The organism is Bradyrhizobium sp. USDA 3364 (assembly GCF_054056355.1).
Map to the genome: position 1 here is coordinate 4,401,078 of NZ_JBSRYG010000002.1, position 19,190 is coordinate 4,420,267.

General features: G+C 66.2%; 16 protein-coding genes. 7 read left to right on the forward strand and 9 right to left on the reverse strand.

Features of this window, described 5'->3' with window-relative positions; translation table 11 throughout:
- Positions 1-117: 117 nt before the first annotated feature.
- Together ACVILL_RS20755 and ACVILL_RS20760 are read left to right on the forward strand one after the other, a co-directional pair.
- Positions 118-1,665: a hypothetical protein gene (locus tag ACVILL_RS20755; RefSeq protein WP_456730754.1), complete on the forward strand. Its 1,548-nt coding sequence runs from the start codon at positions 118-120 to the stop codon at positions 1,663-1,665.
- Positions 1,666-1,777: 112 nt separating this feature from the next.
- Complete coding sequence (locus ACVILL_RS20760; RefSeq protein WP_456730755.1) at positions 1,778-1,942, forward strand: hypothetical protein; 165 nt, start codon at positions 1,778-1,780, stop codon at positions 1,940-1,942.
- A 152-nt stretch (positions 1,943-2,094) separates the two neighbouring features.
- Here the strand turns inward: ACVILL_RS20760 and ACVILL_RS20765 are convergent, their stop codons facing one another.
- Positions 2,095-3,300, reverse strand: coding sequence for a CaiB/BaiF CoA transferase family protein (locus tag ACVILL_RS20765; RefSeq protein WP_456730756.1), 1,206 nt, complete (start codon positions 3,298-3,300; stop codon positions 2,095-2,097).
- Positions 3,301-3,514: 214 nt separating this feature from the next.
- A complete protein-coding gene (putA, locus tag ACVILL_RS20770) occupies positions 3,515-6,526 on the reverse strand; it encodes a bifunctional proline dehydrogenase/L-glutamate gamma-semialdehyde dehydrogenase PutA (protein ID WP_456730757.1) in 3,012 nt (1,003 codons plus the stop codon).
- A 117-nt stretch (positions 6,527-6,643) separates the two neighbouring features.
- Here putA and ACVILL_RS20775 point away from each other — a divergent pair, with 117 nt between their 5' ends.
- From ACVILL_RS20775 to ACVILL_RS20790, 4 genes are all read left to right on the forward strand, one after another.
- Positions 6,644-7,108, forward strand: a complete 465-nt coding sequence (locus ACVILL_RS20775) for an Lrp/AsnC ligand binding domain-containing protein (protein WP_018273295.1) — start codon at positions 6,644-6,646, stop codon at positions 7,106-7,108.
- A 123-nt stretch (positions 7,109-7,231) separates the two neighbouring features.
- Positions 7,232-7,852, forward strand: coding sequence for a hypothetical protein (locus ACVILL_RS20780; RefSeq protein WP_456734315.1), 621 nt, complete (start codon positions 7,232-7,234; stop codon positions 7,850-7,852).
- Positions 7,853-8,047: a hypothetical protein gene (locus ACVILL_RS20785; protein ID WP_456730758.1), complete on the forward strand. Its 195-nt coding sequence runs from the start codon at positions 7,853-7,855 to the stop codon at positions 8,045-8,047.
- A gap of 42 nt (positions 8,048-8,089) precedes the next feature.
- Entirely contained in the window at positions 8,090-10,165 is a 2,076-nt protein-coding gene (locus ACVILL_RS20790; protein ID WP_456730759.1) for a tetratricopeptide repeat protein, read from the forward strand.
- Positions 10,166-10,352: 187 nt separating this feature from the next.
- On the opposite strand, the gene ACVILL_RS20795 is transcribed toward ACVILL_RS20790, so the two are convergent.
- From ACVILL_RS20795 to ACVILL_RS20815, 5 genes are all read right to left on the reverse strand, one after another.
- On the reverse strand, positions 10,353-10,553 hold the full coding sequence (locus ACVILL_RS20795) for a cold-shock protein (protein ID WP_029080322.1): 201 nt from the start codon (positions 10,551-10,553) through the stop codon (positions 10,353-10,355).
- A 279-nt stretch (positions 10,554-10,832) separates the two neighbouring features.
- Positions 10,833-11,144, reverse strand: a complete 312-nt coding sequence (sorB, locus tag ACVILL_RS20800) for a SorB family sulfite dehydrogenase c-type cytochrome subunit (RefSeq protein WP_456730760.1) — start codon at positions 11,142-11,144, stop codon at positions 10,833-10,835.
- An 11-nt stretch (positions 11,145-11,155) separates the two neighbouring features.
- Complete coding sequence (sorA, locus tag ACVILL_RS20805) at positions 11,156-12,355, reverse strand: SorA family sulfite dehydrogenase catalytic subunit (protein ID WP_456730761.1); 1,200 nt, start codon at positions 12,353-12,355, stop codon at positions 11,156-11,158.
- 209 nt (positions 12,356-12,564) lie between these two features.
- Positions 12,565-12,792 carry a hypothetical protein gene (locus ACVILL_RS20810; RefSeq protein ID WP_456730762.1) on the reverse strand — a complete coding sequence of 76 codons (228 nt, stop codon included), beginning with the start codon at positions 12,790-12,792 and terminating at the stop codon, positions 12,565-12,567.
- A gap of 168 nt (positions 12,793-12,960) precedes the next feature.
- Positions 12,961-14,715 (reverse strand): adenylate/guanylate cyclase domain-containing protein, encoded by a 1,755-nt coding sequence (locus tag ACVILL_RS20815; RefSeq protein ID WP_456730763.1) that lies wholly within the window; start codon positions 14,713-14,715, stop codon positions 12,961-12,963.
- 208 nt (positions 14,716-14,923) lie between these two features.
- On the opposite strand from ACVILL_RS20815, the gene ACVILL_RS20820 reads away from it, so the two are divergent.
- Positions 14,924-16,474, forward strand: coding sequence for a glycosyltransferase family 39 protein (locus ACVILL_RS20820; RefSeq protein ID WP_456734316.1), 1,551 nt, complete (start codon positions 14,924-14,926; stop codon positions 16,472-16,474).
- Positions 16,475-16,610: 136 nt separating this feature from the next.
- On the opposite strand, the gene ACVILL_RS20825 is transcribed toward ACVILL_RS20820, so the two are convergent.
- Both ACVILL_RS20825 and ACVILL_RS20830 read right to left on the reverse strand, forming a co-directional pair.
- Complete coding sequence (locus tag ACVILL_RS20825; protein WP_456730764.1) at positions 16,611-17,642, reverse strand: YcjF family protein; 1,032 nt, start codon at positions 17,640-17,642, stop codon at positions 16,611-16,613.
- Positions 17,639-19,102 (reverse strand): YcjX family protein, encoded by a 1,464-nt coding sequence (locus tag ACVILL_RS20830; RefSeq protein ID WP_456730765.1) that lies wholly within the window; start codon positions 19,100-19,102, stop codon positions 17,639-17,641. The genes ACVILL_RS20825 and ACVILL_RS20830 overlap by 4 nt, the downstream gene beginning before the upstream one ends.
- Positions 19,103-19,190: the final 88 nt, after the last annotated feature.

A 19,190-nucleotide genomic window follows, 5' to 3' on the forward strand; every position in this document is an offset into this window, starting at 1 on the left:
GCCCACTTCGCTCGAAAACGCTATCATTGCCGAAACGCGACAACAGCAAGGCGCTTCACCGCGATGTGAAGCGCCTTTTTTCTTGAATAGGGTTTGCCGCGCGGTGTTAGTGGGGGCATGAGCCGTGCGCTGAAATGCCTCCTCGTGATGTCCGTTCTGCTCTGCGACGCCGGGGCTGCGCGTGCCGCCGAAGATCGCGCGCTCGAACGCGGCGCGGCAGGGATCGATCCGGCGACCTTGCGCGAGCTTGATCACGGCCGCTTCGGTCTCGGCCGGATGCTCGCGGCGGAACGTTCCGCCGACACGCCGCTGTCGAACCGCGAGTTGTTCAGCCTGCCTGCGATGGTTCCGGTGCGCGCGGCGCTCGCTCGCGAATTCGATCGCTATGTCGCAAGGCATCAAGCAAGCCTGCCAGACGAGAGCATCGGTGTCGGCGACAACTTTGCGTTCCAGTTGTTCGACCGCGCGCTGTTCGAATCCCCCGATGTCCGCTTCGTGCTCGCCGGCATCGTCAACCGCATGGACCGCGCCTATGTGGCGCCCCAAAGCTGCGGCGAGATCCGGCTGATCTACCGGCTGACCCGCACCGATGTGCCGCTGATCGGCGAGAACGCGGTGTCGCAGCGGCTGCCGATGACGCTGAACCTGGTGCTGAAGGCGAAGGGCGACGGTAATGAAGCATCGCTCACCTGCCGCGAGATCGCGCGGCGTTGGCTCGTGGCCGGTAGCGCGCCGCCAACGATGGAGAAGCTGTTCGGCAAGGACGGTCCGCTCGACCTGATCGATGCGCGGAATATCGAACGCATCGAGACCAATCTGCAGATCGCGCACGCGCCGAAATCCGCGGTGCGGGACTTCCGCACCGACTATCTGCTGAAAGTGTTCGACTATGACGGCGCCGCGAAGCGCTTCACCGAGGCGCCGCTGGAGAACCAGATCGACCGCGACCGCATTCTTGCCGACGACGGGCTGAAGCGCGACTTCAAGGCGTGGCTGCTGGATCCCGGGCATTTTGCCGAGCTCGATCGCGGCACCCTGCTGATCCCCGATCGCTTCCTCGCAACCTCGGCGGTCGCGCCGACGCCGACCGGCTTTGACGTCAGCGACCTCGAGCCCGAGTTCGGCATGGTGCAGGGCGAGGGGACGTCAGGCGATGCGGTGTTCTCGGACGGCGATGTCGTCGGCGCCTTGAAGAAGGCCGCGGCCGACGGAACGAAACTGCAGAACATCCAGTCGCTGGCCGGCTTCGAGCGGCGTCTCAACGACGTCACCTGCGCCGGCTGCCACCAGACCCGCGGCATCGGCGGCTTCCATTTCCCCGGCGTCGACTGGATGGCGGCGAAACCGTCGAACTCCACCGTGGTGCCGGCCTCGCCGCACTTCTTCGGCGACCAGGTTCGCCGCCGCGATATCCTCGCAAGCTTCCGCGACGGCAAGGCGCCCGACTTTTCACGCGGCTTCTCCAACCGGCCGCAACTGCGCGGCAGCACCGAGCTTGCCGGCACCGAATACAGCGACGGCTGGGGCGCGCATTGCTATCTGCCGGGCTCAAAGCCGGCCGAGACCGACCGCAGTTTCCGTGGCTGGAGCTGCGCCGAGGGGCTCGCATGCCAGGTCGCGGGGAAAACCTCGCGCATGGGGATGTGCTTCGTGAAGGCGCGCTAATTCGCCAACCGGAACTGAAGCGTCCCGGCGTCATTATTCGATGCTAGACTGCAACTTGCCCAAAGCCTGACAGCCCTTGACTCCTGACAGCTCTTGACCGGAGGCCGGCCCGATGAGTGCTCCCGAGGACACCAAGCAGCGCGACCGCGAGATCGCGGCCAACGAGGCCGAGCGTCAGGCGGTCAGCGCCGTCCGGGTCAGCAGCTGGGCGATCGGGCTCGCGGTCATCGTCGCCGTCATCGCCGTGGCCCTGGTCTGGGCCTGGATGACGCGGTGAAGCTTCTTACCTCGCCCCGCTTACCGGGAGAGGGGGAAGAGCTACGTAGCCCGGATGGAGCGAAGCGCAATCCGGGATTGCACGATCCGGTTGCGAAACCGGTCCCGGATTTCGCTTCGCTCCATCCGGGCTACTCTCGACGGGTCGATCGGCTACGCCACCGCACCGGATGCGCGCAGCTTCTGGATCGTGGCCTCGTCGTAGCCGGCCTGCCGCAAAATCTCGTCGGAATGCTCGCCGACCTCGGGCGGCTTGCGCGGCTGCACCTTCCTCGCGCCATCGATGAAGATCGGGCTGTTGACGGTCAGCATGGTGTCGTTCTCGAAGCGCACCAGCACCTCGTTCTCGATCATCTGCTTGTCGTTCGGGATGTCGTCGAGGATGCCGACGACGCCGAACACGAGGCCATTGCCGTCGAGGATCTTGCGCCATTCGGCGAGGTCCTTGCCGGCAAACACCTCGTCGAAGATCTTGATCAGCTCGACCGAGCGCGCATGGCGGTCCGCCTTGGTGGCGAAGCGGGCGTCGGCGATGAGGTCCTCGCGGCCCATGCAGCGCGCCAGCGTCGGCCATTGCCGGTCTTCGTTGAGCAGCGACAGGATCAGCCAGCGGCCGTCCCTGCACTTGTAGTGGTTGGTGACCGCGTTCAGCGCCTCTTCGCGCGGCTTGCGCTTCTTGAACTTGGCGCCGGCGAGCTTGGCCTGCGCCAGCACGCCGTTGGCCCAGACACCGTTGGCCATCAGATTGGTCGAGACATGCGAGCCCTTGCCGGTCTTCTCGCGCTGGAACAGCGCGGTGACGATGGCGCCGTAGAACGCCATCGCGCAGGGGTGGTCGCCCATGCCGGCGACCGAGCGGGCCGGCGTGGTGTCCTCGTCGGCGCGCACCAGGTCCATCAGGCCGGAGCGGGCCCAATAGGCATTGGAGTCGAAGCCGGGCTTGTTGGCCTCCTCGCCCTTCTCGCCATAGCCGGTGAAGGAGGCGTAGATCAGCCGGTCGTTGAGATGAGCGAGATGATCGTGGGTGATGCCGAGCTTGGCGCGCACCTGCGGCGGCATGTTGGTGATGAATACGTCGGCTTCAGTGACGAGCTTGTAGAGCACCTCGCGCGCGTCCGGCTTGGTGAGGTCGAGCGCCAGGCTCTTCTTGTTGCGGGCCTCCAGCATCCACGCGAAATTGTGCTCGCTTGCGGGATAGCCGGGCAAATTGGGCAGATTGCGGTAGGGGTCGCCGGCGCCGGGCGGCTCGATCTTGATGACGTCGGCGCCGAAGTCGGACAGCACGGTGGCGGCCGCGGGCGCCGCGATGAAGCTCGCGCAGTCCAGGACCTTGAGCCCGTCAAAAATGCCTTTTTCCATCGTGCCGTCGCTCCCGTGGCGCTTGTTGGTGTTTTTTCCGGTAGCTGGAATTATCGTGTGCGATCATTCCGATCGGAGCGCCATTTGACCCATCTCGGGGGCACGATGCAACGGGTTGTTCGCCGTCATTGCGAGAAGCGAAGCGACGAAGCAATCCACATTTCCGCCAGCGACGGTATGGATTGCCTCGCGTCGCTCGCAATGACGATGTCCGTTACTCCACCCCCGCCATCAGCGCGGCATTGCCGCCCGCGGCGGCGGTGTTGATCGTGATCGTCTGCTCGGTGGCGAAGCGTGTCAGGTAGTGCGGGCCGCCGGCCTTGGGGCCGGTGCCGGAGAGGCCGCTGCCGCCGAACGGCTGCACGCCGACGACCGCGCCGATCATGTTGCGGTTGACATAGATGTTGCCGACCTGAAGGCGGTCGATGACGTGCTCGATGGTGTCGTCGATTCGCGAATGGATGCCGAGCGTCAGTCCGAAGCCGGTACCCTCGATCGCGGCCAGCACGTCGCCGAGCCGCTCGGCGCGGTAGCGCACGACGTGCAGGATCGGGCCGAACACCTCCTCACGCAGCTGGCTCGCTGCCGACAGTTCGAAAATTTGCGGCGCGACGAAGTTGCCGGCCGGCGCTTCGCCGGCGAGATGCACCCGGGCTTCCTGCTTCATTCGCGCGATATGCGCATCGAGCCGCTGCTTGGCCTCGGCATCGATCACCGGGCCGATATGCGTCGACGTCTCGGAGGGATCGCCGATCTTCAATTCGCGCGCTGCGCCCGCGATCATCTCGATCATGCGGTCGGCGACGTCGTCCTGCACGAACAAGAGCCGTAGCGCCGAGCAGCGCTGGCCGGCGGAGCGGAATGCCGACGTGACGACATCGTCGGCGACCTGCTCGGGCAGCGCGGTGGCGTCGACGATCATCGCATTGATGCCGCCGGTCTCGGCGATCAGCGGCACGATCGGCCCGTCCTTGGCGGCGAGCGTGCGATTGATCGAGCGCGCCACCTCGGTCGAACCGGTGAACACCACGCCGGCGATCGCGGGATGGCTGACCAGCGCGGCGCCGACCGCGCCGTCGCCCTGGGCCAGATGCAGCGCCGATGTCGGCACGCCCGCCTGGTGCAGCAGCGCTATAGCCTCGGCCGCGATCCGCGGCGTCTGCTCGGCCGGCTTTGCGATCACCGCATTGCCCGCCATCAGTGCCGCCGTCACCTGGCCGAGGAAGATCGCGAGAGGGAAATTCCATGGCGAGATCGCGACGAATGCGCCGCGGCCGTGCAGCTCCAGCATATTGCTTTCGCCGGTCGGGCCCGGCATCGTCTCGCCCTTGCCGAACAGCTTTTGACCGAGAGCTGCATAGTAGCGGCAGAAGTCGATCGCCTCGCGCACCTCCGAGAGCGCGTCGTCGATCGTCTTGCCGCCCTCGCTTTGCAGCAGAGCGAGGAAGTGGGCGCGGCGCTGCTCGAGCAGGTCGGCGGCCTTGTCGAGGACCGCCGCGCGTTGTGTGGCGGGCGTGGCGTTCCAGGCCCTGAAGCCGCGCCGTGCGGCGGTGACCGCGGCATGCGCCTGTTCGGCCGTCGATGTAGTAATTGCGCCAGGCGCAACCTTGCGTTCGGCTGCTATCGCCGAAGTCAGCGCGTCCAGCGCCTTGCGTTCGCCGAATTCAATGCCGTGGGAGTTCGCGCGCTGAGGACGATAGAGATCGGCCGGCAACGGAATCGCGGAGTGAGAAGCCTTGTTGTCGGCGCCGACAATCTCGGCCGGACGGTGCAACAGGTCGGTGATGGAGACGCGATTGTCCGCCGCCAGCGCCACGAAGGACGAGTTGGCGCCGTTCTCGAGCAGGCGCCGCACCAGATAGGCGAGCAGGTCGCGGTGGCTGCCGACCGGTGCATAGGTGCGATGGGCGATCTCCGGCCGGTCATCGCTGAGCTGCGCATAGAGCGCTTCGCCCATGCCGTGCAGCCGCTGGAATTCGAAGCTCGCGGGATCGCCGGACAGTTCGAGGATGGTCGCGACCGTCAGCGCGTTGTGGGTGGCGAATTGCGGAAACAGCCGCGGCCGCAGCGCCAACAGCTTGCGCGCGCAGGCGACGTAGTTCAGGTCGGTCATCGCCTTGCGGGTGAACACCGGATAGCCGTCGAGCCCGCGCTCCTGCGCGCGCTTGATCTCGGTGTCCCAATAGGCACCCTTGACCAGGCGCACCATCATCTTGCGGTCGAGCGCGCGCGTCAGCGCATCGACATAGTCGATCACCTCAGTGGCGCGCTTCTGATAGGCCTGGATCGCAAGGCCAAAGCCGCTCCAGCCGGGGAGCGACGGGTCGGCGAAGGCGGCGGCGATGACGTCGAGCGACAGCTCCAGCCGGTCGGCCTCCTCGGCATCGACGGTGAAGTTGAGGTCGAACGCCTTGGCGCGGCGCGCCAGGTCGATCAACTGCGGCACCAGCTCGTGCATCACCCGCGCATGGCTGACCGCCTCGAAGCGCGGATGCAGCGCGGAGAGTTTCACCGAGATGCCGGGCCGGTCGGGCAGGGGCTGGTCGCCGGCCGCCTTGCCGATCGCATCGATTGCGCGAGCGTAGGATTCGAAATAGCGGTGGGCGTCGTCGGTGGTGCGCGCACCTTCGCCGAGCATGTCGAAGGAATAGCGCGAGCCGCGCGCCGCATGCGATTGCGCGCGCGACAGCGCCGCCTCGATGGTCTCGCCGAGCACGAAATGGCTGCCCATCAGCCGCATCGCCTGCCGCGTCGCGGCGCGCACCGCCGGTGCGCCGAGCCGCTTCGTCAGCCGGCCTATCGTTCCTTGCGGCGTCTCGCCGGGCTGGATCACGCGCGCCGACATGCCGAGCGCCCAGGCCGAGGCGTTGACCAGGAACGCGCTCGATCGGGTCTCGTGGTTGATGAAGTCGCCCTGGCCGAGCTTGTCCTCGATGAACTGATCGGCAGTGCGCGCGTCGGGCACCCGCAGCAGCGCCTCCGCCAGCACCATCAGCGCCAGCCCTTCCTTGGTCGACAGCGCGAACTCCCGCAGCATGTCCTCGACCCCGCCGAGCGGATCGTCGTTCGCCCGGATCGCCTCGATCAGGCGCGTCGCGGTGCGGTCGATCCTGGCCTCAGCTTCCGCGCCGAGGCTGGCGTCCCGGCGCAGCCGGCCTGCGATGGTGGCGTCATCGGGTGCGTAGGGTGCGCTGAATGGGGGCGGGAGCGGGGACGGGTCGGGCATGGCGGCGGTTCCTCTGGGTTACACGGGAACACCTACGCGCCCGTGGACCGTAGTTCGATAGACAAATTAACAGGTTTGCCTTAGAAAATCAGGATCATTGCAAATATTGCCGCAGATATGACAGAGATAGACAAGACTGACCGCAAAATCCTCTCGATCCTGCAAGGGGATGGAAGGATTGCCAATGTCGAGCTGGCCGAGCGCATCGGCCTGTCGCCGACCTCGGTCGGCGAGCGGCTGAAGCGGCTGCAGCGCGACGGCTTCGTCGAAGGCTATGGCGCGCGGCTCAACCCGCACCGGCTCGGGCTCGGCCTGCTGGTGTTCGTCGAGGTGCTGCTCGACAAGACCACGCCCGACGTATTCGAGAAGTTCGCCAGGGCGGTGCAGACCGCGCCGGAAGTGCTGGAGTGTCACATGGTGGCCGGCGGCTTCGACTACCTGGTCAAGGCGCGGGTCGCCAATATGACCGCCTATCGCCGGTTTCTCGGCGAGACCCTGCTGGCGCTGCCGGGCGTGCGCGAGACGCGTACCTACGCCGTGATGGAGGAAGTCAAGCGCGATGCGCCGCTGCCGGTCGGCTGACATCGTTGCGATCCGATCCACAGCCATGCGCCGGACATATTGGCATAGCGGCGCCCCCGCGATAATCCTTTGCTGGAACTGGGGCAGTGGTTCATGACAGACGCCGATCAGCCGATACGAACGATGCGCGCCGCATTCGCCGGCGCGCTTGCCGTGCTTATGTTGTCGCTGCCATCGACTGCTCCGGCCCGCGCGGCCGAACTCAGCGCGGGCGTCATGCAGCTCTACACGTCGGTCTCGATCTATCCGCCGTCGGCGTCGACGATGACCGTCTGCTATGGCTTCGTCTGCCGGCGTCGCGAGATGCTCGACTTCAACGCAGCCGACCGGGCGGCGCTGACCAAGATCATGGCCACGGGTCGCGCCAACGCCGCCGCCGAGCGTGCCGCCGTGCAAAAGGCCGTGATCTGGTTCGATCACCGGATGGGGCCGATCCTCGGCACCGACAAGCGCGTGGCGAAAGCGGACTTCCGCGCCAACGATGACAAGCACAATTACGATTGCTGGGACACGACGCGCAACACGACGAGCCTGATGCTGGTGATGCAGGCCTGGAACCTGTTCAAGTTCCATGACGTCGGCGATCCCCACTACCGCGGCTTTTCGTTCGGGCAAACGCCGCACAATACCGCCGTTCTAGTCGAGCGCGCGACCAAAGTGGAATGGGCCGTCGATCTCTGGCCCCGCGGCTATCTGCAACCGCCTGACGTCATGACCGTCGCCAAATGGGTGACGGAAGATTGAATGGCGGTTGCCGCCTCGCGCGCGTTCCGTAGCGTTCCATCGCCGGTGATTGCAGGGCTGGCCAATGACTACGTCATTGGCGCTGGAACTATGCATCCTGAAGCGCCGGTACGAAACGACCGCCTCGAACAGCCATCGACGGAACCTGTCGTTCAAAAATACGTTTCCACGCTCATCACCATAAGAACCAAGTGACGCGATAACACGGCCAGCATTCGGTCAACCCGAGGCTACGACATGCGTTCACGTTCGATCTGCTTCAATGTCGCGATCAGCGGCGTTCGTTTCCCGTTGTTGCCGGCGCTTGCGCTGTTGCTTTGGCCGGTGCTCGCGGGCACGGCCCGCGCGGGCGATGTCGAGGACTGCGGCGGGCCCCCGACCGACAAGGCGGAGACCGCGTGCTCCGGCATCATCAACGATACCGCACGTTCCGCCGAGGATCGCACCAAGGCATTCACGGGCCGCTCGCGGTTCTACATCGCCCGCAACAAGATCGATCAGGCCTTGAGCGATGCCGACGCGGCGGTGCAGCTGAACGGGCAATTCGTACCGGCGCTGATCGCGCGCGGCTATGTTCATCAGCGCAAGGGCAGCCTGGATCAGGCGCGTGCCGATTTCGATCACGCGATCGAGCTCGAGCCGAAGAACCCGTTCGGCTTCCTCGCACGCGGCAATCTGCGCGCCGACCAGCACGCCTGGGCCGATGCGATCTCGGATTACAGCCAGGCGATCACGCTGCGACAGGATCTCCCCGCGGCCCATGTCGGGCGCGCGCGGGCCTATGTCGAATCCGGGCAGCCCGACGCGGCGCTGGCCGACGCCAACACCGCGATCGCCGTCAACGCCAGCACACCGAATGCGTTCTACTGGCGTGGCCAGGCCTATCGCCGCAAGGGCGACATGGATCACGCGATCGAGGATTTTTCGCGCGCGATCGCGCAGGCGCCGCAGACCGAGCGCAATGCCTATTTCGCCCGTGCCCAGCTCTACAGCGCCAAGGGCGATTACGTCAGGGCCATTGGCGATTTCGACTGGCTGTTGAAGGTCCTTCCCGACAACAAGGAGATCCGGCAGCAGCGCCAGCAGGCACTCGCGATGCAGGCCGAACTGGCCAAATCCGGAGCGGCCCCGCCATCAACGGCGACACCGGCTCCAGCCGCAACGCCGCCGCGACCAGCCGGCCCGGCGCCGGCCGCGGGTAACCAGCAGGTCGAGCAGGCCAGGCAGTTCGTCGCGCAGGGCAACAATGCGGGTGCCGTTGCCAACCTCACCCAGGTGCTGAGCGGCGACCCCCGCAACGAGGCTGCGCTGCGGCTGCGCGCGCTGGCCTATTCACGGCTCGGCCGGCTGCCGGAGGCGCGCAGCGATCTCAGCGCGCTGCTCAAGCTCAAGCCGAACGATCCCCAGCTGCTGGCCTTCCGCGCGCTCAACGCCGCCGGCATGCGGCAGTTCGATGAGGCCAAGACCGATGCCGGCCGCGCCATCACGCTCGACCAGAACAATTCGCTGGCCTATCTGGCGCGCGGCCTCGTCAAGGCCGGCACCGGCAACGTGCAGGACGCGCTCGCCGACTACGACCATTCGATCTCGCTCAATGCCAAGGAGACGCTCGCGTTCACCGAACGCGGGCTCGCCCATATCGGTCTCAACCAGCTCGACAAGGCGTTGCTGGATTTCGATCAGGCCCTGGCGCTGGCGCCGACCAATCTGGTCGCCAAATCGTGGCGTGGCCTCGCGCTGATGCTCAAGGGCCGCGCCGATGAGGGACTGGTCGATATCAACGGCGTGCTGGAGCGAAGCCCCAACAATCCCACCGCCCAGCTCGGGCGCGGGCTCGCGCTGCTGACCTCGTCCCAGTTCGACCGCGCGATCGCCGCCTTCGACCAGATCATCACGCGGACGCCGAACGACGCCTTCCCGCATGTGCTGCGTGCGCGCGCCTATCTCGGAATGAAGAAGCCGGATGATGCGATGAAGGATCTCAACTTCGTGCTAGAGGCGCGGCCGGACTATCAGCCGGCGCTGACGTTGCGCGGCATCACCTGGTCGGCGCTGCGCAACTACGACAAGGCGGTCGCGGATCTCGACCGGGCGATCGCGCAGAAGGAGACGGTCGAGGGCCTGTTCGCCCGCGCCAAGGCGCATGAGGCGCTCAACCATGCCGACAAGGCCACCGAGGATTTTCGCAAGGCCACGCAGCTCGCGCCGTCGAGCGTGTTCGACGTGCTGGCGCAGGCGGAATCGAAGCGCAAGGTCCAGGAGTTGTCGAAGAGGGTGCCGTGCGGAAGCGGCCAGAGTGGCACCTGCCTGTGACGGCGCAGCTCGGCTGCAGGTAGCCATCATCACCGGCACGCGATCGATGGCGGCCGGGAAAAGTTCAACGGCGTGGCGCGCGGGCATCGTGCCCGCTCCGCCGAACGTCACGTGGTCCAGTGTGTGGATCGGCCCCCCACTCCCGGATAGCGTCCGGGAGTGCGCCGCCGGATCTGGCGCTCTTGCGCTAGACCTTCAAGTTCTCGGCGGACGTCTTGCCGCGATTAGCAATCTCTTCGTATTCAACGGTCTGGCCTTCGTTCAAGCTCTGAAGACCAGCCTTCTGAACCGCCGAAATATGCACGAAAATGTCTTTGCCGCCCGTTGCGGGCTGGATGAATCCGTAACCCTTGGTCGGGTTGAACCACTTCACTGTACCTTTGGGCATTCCAGTCGTCTCCGCGGAATCAATCGAAAACAGACCAGCCGGTCCCCGCACAAACCGGCTTGTCCGTACTGACAGGATAGCAGTTTGAAAAAAGCTGGGTAGATCAAACGACAGTGTGTTTTTGACCGGAAACAACCCGCTTTGCGGCGATTTGGTGCCGGATTGCCTGTTTCGTGGTCAATTGATGCAGTGCAAAAAAGGATTACGCTGACCCGAATTGGATCAATGGCTCCGCGCGCGGCCTCGTGGCCGGCGCACGGAGGGATCGATCGCCCCGCCTCAGTATCTCGCTGCGAGATACTCGACGATCTTACTGACGTCGGCCTCGTCGATCGGCGCACCGTAGACCTTGATCATCTTGGTCACTTCGGCCTGCCAAAAATCCTTCTTGAACTTCTCGCCCTGCGGTTGGGTCTTGATGTAGTCCGCCGAGTGGCAGGCTGTGCAGTTGTTCTGCACCACGTCGAGGTTGGGACCCGGCTTGAACGCCGCAGTCTCCTCGGGGAGCGTGTAGTTGACGGGCGCGGCGATCGCTGTGCCGATCGACAGCGCGGCGATTGCTGTGAGCGAGGCAAGCAGCTTGCTGGTCATGATGCTTCTCCTCACGCCGCGGTGACGTGCACGGTTTCGACGACGTTGCGCAGATAGCCGGCCGGATTCCACAATGGATCCATCGGCTGGGTGTCGCCGGCATTGTTGGTGGCGCGCACCTTCAGCTCCGCCGGGCCGGCCGGGAGCGCGACCTTCAGCTTCCATTCGCGGAAGGCGTATTTGCCGAGGTCCTTGCCGAGCTTGGCCGGCGTCCAGCTCTTGCCGCCGTCGGTCGAGACCACGACCTCCTTGATGCCCTTGCCGCCGTCGAAGGCGATGCCGCGCAGCATGGTACGGCCGGCCTTCACTTTGGCGCCGTCCGCAACATTGGTGATGAACGAGCGCACCGTGAAGCGGTTGATCGGGATCGTCGCCTTCGGCGCGGTGCCGGGCTCGACCGCGTTGTTCGGCGTGTCCGGAATCCGGTAGGCGGACTTCATCCAGAAGCCGTCGAACACGCCGTCGATCACGGTGATCTCGTGGAGGTGCTTCACCCAATAGGTGCCGTAATAGCCGGGCACTACGAGGCGGAGCGGGAAGCCGTTGAGGAACGGCAGATCCTCGCCGTTCATGCCCCAGGCCAGCATCACCTCGCCGTCGCGCGCGTGGTCGATGTCGAGCGCCTTGACGAAGTCGGGCGTTGTCTCCATGACAGGGCCGTCCATGCCGTTGAAGGTGACCTGCTTGGCGCCGGCCTGCACGCCGGCCATGTCGAGCACGGTCTTCAGCGGCACGCCGTGCCAGCGCGCGCAGCCCATCGCGCCGTTGGCAAGCTGGCCGCCGGCGACGCGCGGATTGAAGAAGCCGCGGCTGTTGCCGGAGCACTGGTTGACTGCAACGAGCTCAGTGGCCTTCAGCTTCCTGATGTCCTTCAGCGACAGCTTCAGCGGCTTGTCGACCTTGCCCTTGATATCGAGCGTGAACTTGTCCGGGTCGAGATTGTAGGGGATGCCGGCGAGGTGATAGCGGACGAAGAATGCGTTGTTCGGGGTCAGCGGACCCTCGTTGAAGATCGCAAACGGCGTTTCCAGTTGGGGCGGCCGGCTGGTCAGGCCGATCATCGGGCGCTTCTGCGGGTAGCGCACCAGAGGCCGTTCGCCATTGCCAAAGGGCAGTGTCACGGTGTCGAGGGCGAACGCGCCCCTTGATCCCAGCCCCGTCACCAAAGCCGCCAACCCGGCGCGCTTCATCAAGTCTCGTCGATCGAGCATTCCGCTTCCTCCGAAGCTGTTCTGTCCTGCGCTGGTCATCACCAGGCCCGGATTGCCTTGCGCGCCTTCGCATCATGGAAAGCACGCGGCCACAAATGTCGCACCTGACAACCCCAAGTCAATTGAGCTTTCGCCGCGGTGCGTCGCAACAACGAAAAGCCCCGGCCGCGCGGGCGACCGGGGCATTTCCAGCCAAGTCGAAGATTCGATCAGTAGCAGACGTTCACGGTGCGATAGCGATAGCCGTAGGGCGTCAGCACCAGGCGGGTGACGTAACAGCCGGAGTCGACGAAGCCGACGGAGATGCCCGGGCCACCCCAGAAGTGATGATGGTGCGGATGCCAGAAGAACGGCTTGGCGGATGCTGCGGTCGGCGCCAGTGCGGCGGCACCGAGGGTTGCGGCAGTAGCGAAAGCGAGCGTGACTTTGCAAAGCATGGTCGTCTCCTTCGAGATGCGCGTTGAACTCTGTCGCGGCGCGGTTGCAGTGTTACCCATCGCCAAGTCAGTCGTGTTCGGCACCGGGCACGTTCGAGCATCTCTGCTGAACGCACTCTCGGATGTGCGGCAAGTCACATTGGGTCAGGGGAAGGGAGATGAACCCGGTCAGGCCGCGACGGCGTGGCGGTCGTCGACCAGCGCGGACAGCACGCGCGTCGTCTCGACCGTGCGCACGGTCATCGGCTCGTTGCGGCCGCGGATCGCGACCTCCTGCGCCGGCAGGGCATCGTCGGCCAGCCCCGCGGTGACGCGCACCTCGTCGGAGATGACAGCCTCGCAGGCCAGCGCCTTGGTCATGTCCTGCAGCCGTGCCGCGACGTTGACGGCATCGCCGAGTGCGGTGAACACCATGTGGTCGCGATAGCCGATGTCCCCGACGATCACCTCGCCGCCATGGATGCCGATGCCGAAGCGGATCGGCTCGCGCAGATCGTGGCTCAGGAATTGGTTCAGCTCGTCGATATTGGCCGCAATCAGTGCCGCCGCACGCAATGCCTGGCGGCAAGCTTCGTGCCGTTCGGTGGTGAGCCCGAACAGCGCCAGCATGCCGTCGCCGATGAACTGGTTCGGCCGCCCGCCGGCCTCCAGCACCGCCTGGGACACCGCGCCGAGGAAGCGGTTGACGATGAACACGGTGTCGAACGGCAGCCGCTTTTCGGCCAGCTGGGTCGAGCCGCGCATGTCGACGAACATGCTGACCAGATAGCGCTCCTGGCCGACCCGCGTCGGACTGCCGGCGTGCGCGTTGGCCGACATCGTGCTCGGCAGGAACAGCTGGAAGAAGTTCAAATCGGCGGTGGGCCGCAACTGGCAGGCCAGCCGGATCGACGGATCGTCGGTGCCGACCCGGTGCAGCACGAAGGCCTCGCGCGGCGAGGGCTCGGGCAGCGCGGCATGATCGCCGATGATGCGGATGCGGCAGGTCGAGCAGCGCGCGCGGCCGCCGCAGACGCTGGCATGCGGCACGTTGTAGCGCAGGCTCGCTTCCAGCACGCTCAGTCCTTTCGGTACCCGCAGTGTGCGGCCGTTACCCCACCCCCCGTAGGACAGCGCGATCATACCTCCGCGGCGCTCCAGCAGCGCACGCGCGCCGCGCGCGAGCAGCACGAGGCCGAGCAGGCCGAGATAGCCGATCGTCAGCCCGTCGGTGATGTTCTCGAGCGCGGTGCCCTGGGCCGCGGTGCCGAGCTTCTGCACCGACAGCTCCTCGCGCCGCCAGTCGGCATCCTGATAGTCGGCCATCGTGGCGCGGCCGCCCTGGTAGATGCCAAGCATCGCCAGCGTCGGGATCAGCACGGCCCCGGCAAGCAGGAACGGCGCGGCGCGCTTGAAGAAGGCGCGCAGCCGCAGCCAGAAATACAGGCCGATGCAGCCGTGCACCCAGGCGATCACCAGCACCGCCAGCATCAGCCACAGCCGGGTCGGCGACGAGATGAAGAAGGTGTAGAGCTCCTGCGGGTAGAGCTTCTCCTGTCCATACAGGGTCTGGCCGAGCCGCACGCCGACGACGTGCGCGACGATCAGCATCGGGACGCTGAGCCCGAGGGTGAGTTGCAGCGGCTCGATCGCCTTCCAGTGGAACTCGCGGCGCTGATACAGCGCCCAGATGCCGAGCGCGGTGTGCGCCAGGCAGGCGGTGTAGAACACGACGGCGACCGGCAGAAACTGCCAGAACTCGGTGTGGTAATGCACCCCGATCGCCAGCGCCTCCATCGAGATATTGCCGAGCGCGTGGTTGAGGAAGTGGCTGATCAAGTAGGCGAACATGATCGTCCCCGTGACCAAGCGGACCTGCCGCAGGCCGACGCCGCGGGCCATGTCCTGCAGGTGCTCGCGCGAGGGGGAGGCCATGTGATTCATGATCGGCAATTCTAGTGCTTAATTCCCGGGCTGAACACCACCACGGGTCCGGACGGGCCGCGACAGGGGGCCGTGCAGCACGTTGACACTCCGTTAAGAGTCGAACAAAAAGCGCGCCGTGACGATAGCCCCTTCCGATAACATCAGCGTTAGGCCGGCCCGTTCGCGTGCGCCGGATTGGCGGGGCGTCATCGCCGTGATCGTTGCCATGACCGCGATGCGGCTGGTCTACGCCCATGCGCTCGATCTGCGCACCGACGAGGCCTATTACTGGACCTGGTCGAAGGAAAACGTGCTGTCCTTCCTCGACCATCCGCCGATGGTCGCCTGGTTCATCCGGTTCGGCACGGCTGTTCTCGGTGACACCAATCTCGGCGTCCGGCTCAGCGGCATCGTGGCGATGCTGGCGACCCAGCTGCTGCTCGCCGATATCGTCCGCCGCGTCACGGCGAACAATATCCGCGCCGTGATGCTGGCGCTGCTGCTGCCGGAGGCCGCGCTCTATTACGGGCTGTTGATGGCCAAGGTTGCCCCCGACACCGCGCTGATCCCGTTTTCGGTGGCGATGCTGTGGTCGCTGGTGCGGCTCGCGCAGAGCAATGACGGGCGCTGGTGGCTCGCCGCCGGCCTGTTCGCCGGGCTGTCGCTGCTGTCGAAATTCACCGCGATTATGTTCGCGCCGGCGGTGCTCGCCTTTGCATTGGTGCCAGACTGGCGCTGGCGCTGGTTGCGCAGCCCGTATCCCTACCTCGCCGCGCTGATCGCAATCGTCGTGTTCTCGCCGGTCTTGATCTGGAACGCCGAGCACGATTGGGCCTCGTTTCGCTTCCAGGCGGTGCGCGCCACCGCCGAGCGCGCCTTCACGCTGCGCACCGTCGGCGAGTTCATCGGCATGCAGTTCGGCCTCGTCGGCTTCGTGCTGCTGCCGGTGACGCTGTTCGCAACAGCGCTGACAGCATGGCGCGGCTATCGCAGGCGCGAGCCGGTCGCGATCCTGCTCGCGACCGCCGTGCTGGTGCCGTTCGTCTACTTTGTCTGGAAGTCGCTGACCTTGCGGGTCGGCGACACCTGGCCGATGTTTCTGTGGCCGGCCGGCTTTGCGGCGGTTGCCATCAATGTCACGCGGATGCCGTTCGAGGGCTGGTCGGTCCGGCTTGTGAAATCGACGGTCTATTGGGCGCGGACTGCGATTTCCACCGGCATCGTCTTCGTCGTCTGCGTCTTCCTCTATTACATGTTCGCGCCGTGGAATCTGATCGGCCGTACCGATCCGATCGGCACCGAGGCGGGCTACGATGTGGTGGCTGCGCACACCTTGGCGCAGGTGCAGGCCACGGGTGCGACCTGGGTCGCGACCACGGACTATCGCACCTATGCGATGCTGCGCTGGATGCTGCGCGGGCGGGCGCCTGTCATCGAGGTGAATGAGCGCGGCCGCTTCCAGGGCTTTGCCGATCCCGGTATGAGCCAGATCCGCGATCAAGTCGGCGTTTATGTCGGCCGCGAGCCCGAGAACAATCTGCCGCTGTGGAACGAAACATCAGCCGTACGCCAGCCGCTGGAGCGCGTGACGCGGAGCTGGCGCGGCATGGTGATGGACACCTATTCGCTGGAGAAGATCTCAGGCTGGACCCCCGACCTGTCGCCGCCGCCGAACACCACCTTCTTCCGCTGGCGCGTGCTGGCGATGCGTCCAGAAGCTTGTGAGATCACCTTCTCCCCTTGTGGGAGAAGGTGGCAGCCGAAGGCTGCCGGATGAGGGGTCTCTCTCCGCAGGCGCGGTGCGCGTGGATGGATACCCGTCACCCAAGCGAGTTTGCGACGGCGACCTGAGTTGCCCTCTCCCACAAGGGGAGAGGGCGCAACAACAGGCACTGCGCTGGAAAGGCGAGGCGCTATTCCTCTTCGTCGCGCTTGCGAATCAGGTCCTTCGCCAGATCGGTCAGTGCCGGGCGCGGCAGGGCATTGAAGGGGAGCGGGCGGGTCACGTCGATCGCGGCGAGGCCGAGCCGTGCGGTCAGGAGACCGTTGAGCATGCCTTCGCCGAGCCGCTGCGAGAGCTTTGCCGCGATGCCGTGGCCGAGCATCTGCTGGATCAGGCTGTCGCTCGCCGCCATGCCGCCGGTGATCGCGAGGTGCGCGATGACATGGCGCAGCAGGCGGATCATGCCGAGCGCGCCGGGCCGGCCGCCATAGAGCCGCGCCAGCTGGCGGATCATCCGCAAGCTGGCCACGAACACGAACACCACATCGAACAGCGCGCGCGGGCTGACCGCGGTGACGACGGAAACGCGCTGCGCGGCCGTCGACACCAGCCGCCGCGCCTCCTCGTCGAGCGGCGTCATCAATTCGCGCTCGGCGAGCCGGATCATGTCGGCGCCGTCGATGATATCGTCGGTATGGCTCTGCAATGCGCTGCGGGCGCGGGCAAGCTGCGGCGTGCGGTGCGCGAGCTTGAGCAGGTCGGCGACGACAGCCCTGCTCGCGGCGCGGTCGTCGCTGATCAGCACCTCGGCGGCGCGCAGATGCAACTTCTCGATGGTCGCGAGCCGCGCCAGGCCGATCAGCTCGCGCGTGGTGACGACCGCGAGCGCGACCGCGGCGACGACGGCAAGCGCCAGGCCGAGGAAGCCGAGGCCTTCATTGCGCGCGAACAGATCCTCGACCAGGTTGAGGACGCCGAGCCCGGTGCCGAGCACCACGAGGCCCGCGACCGCGCTCCAGAACAGCGTGCCCCAGCGGAAGCCGCGGCGCTCCGGCACCAGCGGCACGTCGATCGGCGCAGGCAGCTGTGCGGGCTCGGCCTCGGGCACGATCTGGATCGTGCCGCGCACCAGGCGGCCGCTGTCATCCGGATCCATCAGGACCACGCCGGGATCGTCGAGCTTGAACGTCGCCGGCCGCCGCGGGGGCGTCTTCTCGTTCATTGCAGTTTGTCTCCGATCAGGAACTGGAGGGCGCGGTCAAGGCGGATGTGAGGCAGCGCCGGCTCCGCATCGCCGTTGCGTTCCAGCTTCGGCGGCCGGAAGCGCAGGAAACGATAGTCGGCCGTGTCAGCGCCGGCGCTGGAAAGGCCGCGGAAGCCGCCGTTGAACAGCTCCTCCGGATTGTCCGGCAGGTCGCCGGGAAAGGTCGCGACCTCGGTCTCGCCGTCCAGCGTTTCGCCATTGGCGACCTCGCCCGGCGCCGGCGTGCCGAGGATCGACGGCAGCCGGTCGCGGCCGCGGGCGACCTGCGCCTCGCGGGTGGCGCGCACCGCGGCGAGCGCCACGACATCGATGTTGGCGCCGGCATATTCGGCGCGCTCGGTGGCCTTGGCCACGATCCGCCGCAACACGGCTTCGAGCCGGTCGTGGCTCTGGTGGTGCAGATGGTCGGCCTTGGTCGCCGCGAACAGGATGCGGTCGATGCGCGGTCGGAACAGCGCGCTCAGGATCGTGCTGCGGCCGATCCGGAAGCAGTCGAGGATGCCGGCGAGCGCCGCCTCGAGATCGTGCAGCGCCTCGGGCCCGGCATTGAAGGCGGCGAGCGCATCGGCGAGCACGATCTGGCGATCGAGCCGCGCAAAATGATCGCGGAAGAACGGCCGCACCACGACGTGCTTGTAGGCCTCGTACCGCCGCCGCATCATCGCCCACAGCGAGTGATCGGGCGCGCTGCCGTCCGCGGGCACATCGAGCGGCGCGAAGGTCAGCGCCGGCGTGTCGGCGAGGTTGCCCGGCATCAGGAAGCGGCCGGGCGGCAACAGGCTCATCGCGAAGCGGTCGTCGCGGCAGGCGCGCAGATAGTCGGTGAACAGTCGTGCCTCGGTGAGCGCAGCCTGCTCGTCTTCCTTGGCCTCGGGCGTCAGCGTTGCCAGATGCGCGTGCCAGGGCGCCGCGAGCTTTGCGCGCAGCGGCTCGCGCGACAATGCGAGGCTCTCCGCCGACCACTGCTCGTAGCTCTTGTTGAGCAGCGGCAGGTCGAGCAGCCACTCGCCGGGATAGTCGACGATGTCGAGCGTGAGCTTCCGGTCCGCGCCATTTTGCCGCTGATACTCGATCACCAGGCGGAGCTCGGAGATGTCGGTAGTCGAGCTCGGCCAGCGCCGCTCCTCGACCAATGTGCGGACATGGTTCTCATAGGCGAAGCGTGGCACCGCATCGTCAGGTTGCGGTGCGAGATGGGCTCGCGCGATCCGCCCCGAGGCATAGGCCTCGAACACCGGGAAACGGCCGCCCCGCGTCAGCCCGTGCACCAGCGCGGTGATGAACACGGTCTTGCCGGCGCGCGACAGGCCGGTGACGCCGAGCCGTACCGTCGGGTTGAACAAACCCCCGCCATAGTCGCGCAGCGCCCGCGCCGAGAGACGCGCTTCCTCGACGATATCAGAGAGACTGGGCGGCATGGAGGGTTGACGACAAACCCGGCAGGAGGGACCAAAAAAGGCGGGCGATCACCCGCAAGGTGGCGATTATCGGGCCAAAATCAAGCTT